This is a genomic window from Kocuria himachalensis (assembly GCF_054784195.1).
This window is the reverse complement of the sequence record NZ_BAAGPL010000043.1, coordinates 1-5,139: the sequence shown is the minus strand read 5'-3', so window position 1 is coordinate 5,139 and position 5,139 is coordinate 1. Positions and strand designations below refer to the sequence as shown.

General features: G+C 62.9%; 5 protein-coding genes. All 5 read left to right on the top strand.

What is annotated here, in order from left to right; all coding sequences use genetic code 11:
- Window positions 1–505 precede the first annotated feature (505 nt).
- Window positions 506–1,492 carry a phospholipase D family protein gene (locus ACYVM4_RS18310; protein ID WP_460669469.1) on the top strand — a complete coding sequence of 329 codons (987 nt, stop codon included), beginning with the start codon at window positions 506–508 and terminating at the stop codon, window positions 1,490–1,492.
- Between the two features lie 113 nt (window positions 1,493–1,605).
- Window positions 1,606–1,935: a GIY-YIG nuclease family protein gene (locus tag ACYVM4_RS18305; protein ID WP_460669468.1), complete on the top strand. Its 330-nt coding sequence runs from the start codon at window positions 1,606–1,608 to the stop codon at window positions 1,933–1,935.
- Window positions 1,936–2,607: 672 nt separating this feature from the next.
- Window positions 2,608–3,105 carry a DUF1990 family protein gene (locus tag ACYVM4_RS18300; RefSeq protein WP_460669467.1) on the top strand — a complete coding sequence of 166 codons (498 nt, stop codon included), beginning with the start codon at window positions 2,608–2,610 and terminating at the stop codon, window positions 3,103–3,105.
- A gap of 159 nt (window positions 3,106–3,264) precedes the next feature.
- Window positions 3,265–4,275 carry a DUF4238 domain-containing protein gene (locus ACYVM4_RS18295; RefSeq protein ID WP_460669466.1) on the top strand — a complete coding sequence of 337 codons (1,011 nt, stop codon included), beginning with the start codon at window positions 3,265–3,267 and terminating at the stop codon, window positions 4,273–4,275.
- 229 nt (window positions 4,276–4,504) lie between these two features.
- Window positions 4,505–5,139: hypothetical protein (locus ACYVM4_RS18290; protein WP_460669465.1), on the top strand; the 635-nt coding region annotated here is incomplete at its 3' end.

The following is a 5,139-nucleotide window of genomic DNA, read 5'->3' as shown; positions in this document are numbered from 1 at the left end:
TCGCCCACCCGCTGGGTCGCTTCCTCTCCCAGCCTCTCGAACCACGCGTCCGGATCCGGGATCTGGGCGTACTCCTCGGGCGCGGTCATCCTCCACGCTTCCTGAGCGAACTTGCCGTACGTATTCATCACGAACCTCCTCGGGTTCCGGGAAGAGAAAGGCATCAATGCTCAACTGCCCCTCGACTTGTTTCCTCTTGCGGGCTCGGGCCATGGGGGGTCTCCTGAGTGCGGTCGGGAAGCTCTCACACACGCTACCCAGCCGCTCCAGAGCCTTCCTCGAGAACACGCACAAGCTAACTCACAGAATGTTGATATGTCAACATTCTGGTTGAAGCACTGCCTGTTCCTCACGCACATCCAGGAACTTCATTCGTGCATCGAGGTACAGGCTCCCGAAACGTACGTGAATAGGGCCGTTTAGGGCCCTTACACAGAAAGACCACACCTCAACAGAGGGCGCGCGCCGGCGGACCCATCCTGGAGACGGTCGTTACAGTCACCTCATGAGTTCAATGGGGCGCGTGATTCACGCTGCGACGGAGTGGCTGGAAGCCGCCATCACCGATCCGGACGGTGACGTCGTCCTCACGAGCCCGTATCTGGCATTCAACGTATGCCAGCAGATCGCTACGGCCGCGCGATCCTCCCAGGTGAGCTGGACGCTTGTGACAACACTGGACCCGAGCGCAGTGGCCAACGGCTATCTCTCAGTCGAAGGTCTCCGGCGAATGCTGGAATCCGGCGTCGAGATCCGGCACGTCGAACGGCTGCACGCCAAATGCTTCATCGTCGGCCACCGCGCCATGCTGGGCTCTGCCAATCTCACCGGAGCGGGACTGGGAAGCTCGTCCAGCTCAAACCGTGAGCTTGGTGTAGAGCTGGACCAGGAGCAGACTGCCTCAGCACGGGCCGTGATCGCCTCATGGCCGGCACGCGCCGCAGACGCAGGCGATCTCGATCAGCTGCTCGAGCGGTCGAAGGACCTCACTCGCACGGAGCGCACGCAGCAGAACCGGTTGGATGCGGTCTCCGCGCTCCAGCTGGCCGAGCAGCTGCTCGATGATGCTCGCGACCCCGGACGAGAATTGTGGCTGAAACTCGAATACGGGGATCCTTCACTGGAGGGGTGGCGGGAAGAGTCGCGGTTCGCGAGCCCCAAAAAGGGCAAACCCAAATTCAAACCCGGGGACCTCGTCTTCATCTGCGCCCAGGACACCCGCGACTGCTACGCCGTCGTCGAGGTGGTCTCCGATCCACTCTTCCAGCCGGCCAGCTACATCGAAGAGATGAGAGAAACCCATCCCGGCGTCATCGACCGCTGGCCCTGGGTCAACATCACCAAGCCCCGCCTCGTCCCTGCGGAGTTGATGGAGCTCAAACTCAGCGAGCTCGGCGTCAAAGGACAAGGCCTCCAGAACGGCCATGTGCGCCTGAAATTCGACCAGTTCACCGCCGGGGTCCGCGCCCTTGCCCGCCTCGCCACGGCGTAGAGCACGCATTGTCGAGGTGAAAGGCTGGCGGTCTCGTCAGCGACACTCGGCACCCAGCAAGCATCACGCGCGTTGGCGCGGGCGCTAAGGAGTACCGGGAATACGCTTCGGCCATGAGCCCCGCATCGCGGCAGATCCAAGCGTTCAACGTCTACGTCCTCTTCGATCCCCACAGCAACGAAGCCCGGTATGTGGGCCAAACCAGCGAGAGCCTGGACAAGCGCCTGATGGCCCATTGCCAGGAGGCTCATCGCAAGAGCACAGCCAAGAACCAATGGATCCAGGGACTGCAAGCCCAAGAACAATGGCCTGGCATCCGCCTCTTGGAACAAGTTCATGGACGACGGCGCGACGCCTATGACGCAGAGAGTCGATGGATCCGGCAACTTCGATCGGAAGGTCATCGCTTGCTCAATCAGCCGATCCCTAAAGAGTTCCGCTGAATGCCCGGAGATTGCCGCCATTGCTGGAGCGCATGAAACGTGGTGCTGACTCTTCTAGCCAGGATGTCAGGCCCGCCACCGGTCAGAGGAACGGTGGGTTCTAGCGGTCGTCCCCACATCCCTGATCCCCAACGGGGAGCCCTGCAGAGTCGATGATTGACAGGCCGGATCAAAAGTTCATCCTTGCGACCCCGTAAAAATCCGGTGAGGGCCGCACACACAGAGAGGGATAGGCCGGGCCAGCATCATGCACATGGACCCGGGTAGCTACCAAAGCTCCAAGGAGCCCCATGTCCCCGACTCCCTCACTCACCGTACTCATCCAGATCGACGCCGCTCAGGCATCGGATTGGATGACACTGATCGCCGCGATCCTGACCACCATGACTGCGGTCATCAGCGCCTTTCCTCCCCGACGTGCTCGGCAACGACGTGCCGAATGCCCCCCGGCAGGCGGTCTTCGCCGCTCCGCAACCTACGGCCCGTGCAACTGCGGCGTAGCCAGCTCAGCCGGCCCCTGCCGTAGGCGGGGGAGGTGCTGCTCCTGAGTAGGATCACCCGAGCGCAGGGCCGCTCGACCTACTTCCTCTGGTGGGCGCCCATACCCACTACGGCGCCCACCAGCCGGTAATCGGGCCATATGTAAAGCGCTCCCTTGGCATAGTGAGCGCTATGACTCTGCTCGAGCGCGCACTGACCTACCCGGAAATCGGCGCCACGGCCGGGCAGCTGCCCGACGGGTACGACCATCTGAGGGCCCAGCGGGTCATCGGACACGGGGAGCCGACGTTCCGCCGCGCCGCGGAACGCCTGATGAGCTGGCAGATGCACCGAGCAGCCGGCCTGACCGTCGAGGCCACCACACCCCGCGCCGAAGAGGGCAGCCGCGTCCGTCTGCGCCTGGGCCGACACCTGCTGCGGATCTCCTTCGGATGCCAAGTGGTCTACGTGGTGGAGGAAGAGCGCCGGCGGGGCTTCGCCTACGGGACCCTGCAGGGCCACCCGGAGCAGGGCGAGGAAAGGTTCTGCGTCGAATGGCGGGAGGACGACACCGTCGTGTTCACCGTCACAGCCTTCTCCCGGCCGGGCACGTGGTGGTCCCGCGCCCTGGCGCCGATCAGCCATCGCCTGCAGCAGCGATACACCCGGCGATACCTCCACGCTCTGTAGTCCCCTTCGAGCGTCGGCGAGTGTGCGCCACAGGAACCGAAACGCGCGCTGTCTGCGGCTCTGATTGGCCGAGGAGATCGCGGCCAGACCGTGCATCGGACAGCCCTGACCGTGCGATGGCCCAACAGACTCGTCGTTGGTATGCGGGACAATCGGCGCATGGGAGCAACGAACCGCCCCGTCGCCAGGCGACACCACACCGTGCCGCGCTTCTACCTGCGCGGATTTGCGGAGAAGGAGCGCATCGCAACGGTGCGGTTGCCCGGCAACCAGCGCTTCATTCAGTCCATCAACGATGCTTCTGTCGCCAAGGACTTCTACGCCGTAGAGGGTCACGAGGACGGTGATGACGTCATCGAGAAGAGTCTTTCCGAGGTTGAGGGCGTGACTGCGGATGTCTTCAAGACCATTGCCAACGGAAGCTGGCCGCTATCAATCGGGGACCGCATGTCGCTTGGGTACTTTGTCGCGCTGCAGGCGACCCGAGTGCCAGTTCAGCGCCGAACGATGGACCACATCGCCCGACAAATGCTCCGCCTCGAGGTCGGAGCAGGCGGCAAGCTGGGGCTTCGTCAAAGGTTAGAGCGGCAGGGTCGGGAGGTGACCGACGAGCTCGTCGAGACGCTCTGGCAACAGGCGACCCACCACGAAGGGCCGCCCATCCAGCGGCCCAAGGCCGAGCACATCAAGCAGATGATCGAGCTCGCGAGCGAGCTCCACAAGTACATCGTCGGTCGACCGTGGTCGCTCGTGCAGTTCGACCGACGCTCGCTCATTACCTCGGACGCGCCCGTGGGCCTGGTGCAGGATCCCCGGGACGAAGCAGGGTGGGGGGTTGGCTACATGACAGCCTGGGGCATCACCTTCCCGCTCACTCGGAAACTCGGGCTGCTCATGAGCAGCCCAGACCCACTCATCGACCTGGAGATTCCGGTTGAGAAGGTGCACAAGGGTGCGGCCGACACGACTCAGCTCGGCACGGCGAAACTGGAAAGGTTCTTCAACTACCACACGGTTGTGAACGCGAGCGAGTGGCTATTCCACCATCACGAGGACGAGAAGTTCGTCCCCGAGCAACTACCGGAACCCAAACGTGTGTCCGTCGCCATGTCCGGCACGGACCACGATTTCGACGGTGAGCCGTGGTTCATGGCACCAAGGGATGCGTAGCGCCCTCGGTGCCACGGGCGGCCTCCATTTGAGACTTACGGACGATACTCAGAGGCATATTCGGACACCCCGAAAGCCGAACGTCAATTGCATTTGCCGGATCTCCACCTGCCCCAGCCGAAGGGCGCCCAAGTGCATCCCAAGCCCTGAAGCCCTCCTCTGCGTTGCTCCCGTGAGCCCGAGCACGACTGGCGAATGCCTCGTCCACCTACTTCGGTAGCCTGACTCGATGACTGCCCCCACCGTCGATGAGCTCGTATCCAAGATCCGTGACCTTGCCCCTCATCTTCCGTACGCAGGTATGAGAGCTCGAGGTGACGAGTGGCACCAGGAGTGGAACCGGGTCTGCGCCGCCATGGATGCTCTCGGAGACGTAGAGCACGCCATCAGCGCCTACTGGAAAACCGACGACGTCGGCTACCTGCACATCTACGGCTTGCTCCAGTCCCTTGTGGTTGCCCAGGACGCCGCCAATCTCCTCCGGGAGCACTTGACCGATGAGGGGCGCATCAGCTGGCAGAAATCTGAGGAGTACGTAGCCGTCCACGGGATCCGCACCATTCGCAACGAGTCCATCGGTCACCCCACAGCTTCCGACGTCTTCGAGCAAGGACGCAAGGCTAAAAGACAGGCCGGAGTGGGGATCGTGCGAATCAGTATGAGCAAGGCTGGTTTCACCTACTACCTGCACGATCAGCGTCAGGCCACGCCCGTCGTGGTGGACACCGCGCAGCTAGTCCACGACCAGAATCGCGCCATGATCCGGATTCTGGGTGTTGTCGTGACGACCATGACAGACCGAGTGGAGGCACACCGCGCCGCTTTCAAAGAGGTGCCCCTCAAACCGGTGTGGGAGGAGTTCGA